The sequence below is a fragment of the Mycobacterium sp. E2462 genome, from assembly GCF_001672685.1.
Taxonomy (GTDB): domain Bacteria; phylum Actinomycetota; class Actinomycetes; order Mycobacteriales; family Mycobacteriaceae; genus Mycobacterium.
Map to the genome: position 1 here is coordinate 1 of NZ_LZKC01000395.1, position 854 is coordinate 854.

Genomic DNA, 854 nt, shown 5'->3' on the forward strand with positions numbered 1-854 from the left:
CTGCGTGTAGGCGCGCACCACCTCGCTGTTGACGCCGTCGTCGACCGTCAGCGCCAGCAGGTCACCGTCACCGGGAATCTTCATCAGCGCCCCGCCGCCGGGCAGGGGTATACGCGTGTCGGCCGGAGGCGGCGGCAGCAACGCCATGGGCGCGACCGGACCCGACGTCGGGACGTCCAGAGCCGGCGTCTGCGCGAAGGTGCGCGGCTGCGGGTCCACGATCAGGCGGGCCGCCCCCACGCCGGCGACCACGGACGCGGCGAGGGATCCCAGGAACTGGCGCCGATTCATGGCCGGCACGCACGCGCGCGGCGCGGCGCGGGCGGGTTCCCGGGGGAACCACCGGCGGGGCGGAGCTTGGCAGCCACAGCAGCGAACCGTACCACTACCTGCACCGATATGGCGGATGCGGCCCCGGAGGGTCGGCTGTGAATTCCCGGCCGGCCGCTAGCCGCCGTGCGGCAGCGGCACCGGTTCGACGCTCGGCGTGCCCAGCGTGCCGGCCAGCCACGGCAGCGCCGCGGTGAACGCCTCGGCGGCGAACGGCCAGTCGTGCTTGCCCGGCTGGGTCACCACGGCGCAGGAGATCCCGTTGGCGGTGGCCGCGGCGCACAGCGCGCGGGCCGCGGCGTCCTGACCCTCGGGGTTTGCGTTGGGATCGCTGCCGGCGAGGGTGGGGTTGCCCTGCTCCGCGAGGCTGTGGGCGTCGCCCGACCCGGGAACGTCGAACCACCCGGACAAGCCGGTGTAGCGGCCGTGCCGCGTCATGACGGTGATCGGGTCGAACGCCGCCCAGGCGGCCTGGTTCCCGCCGTACAGCTTGGCGACGGTCACGTCCTTGGGACCGACATTCG

Annotated in this window: 1 protein-coding gene and 1 pseudogene; both read right to left on the reverse strand. The window is 74.2% G+C overall.

All coding sequences use genetic code 11. The features are described 5' to 3' along the window. Positions 1-291 (reverse strand): twin-arginine translocation signal domain-containing protein (locus tag A5714_RS20580; RefSeq protein WP_156747417.1); only part of this gene is annotated, 291 nt, incomplete at its 3' end. Between the two features lie 156 nt (positions 292-447). Further along, positions 448-854 (reverse strand): annotated as a pseudogene (locus A5714_RS26750) (esterase family protein); the annotation flags it as partial.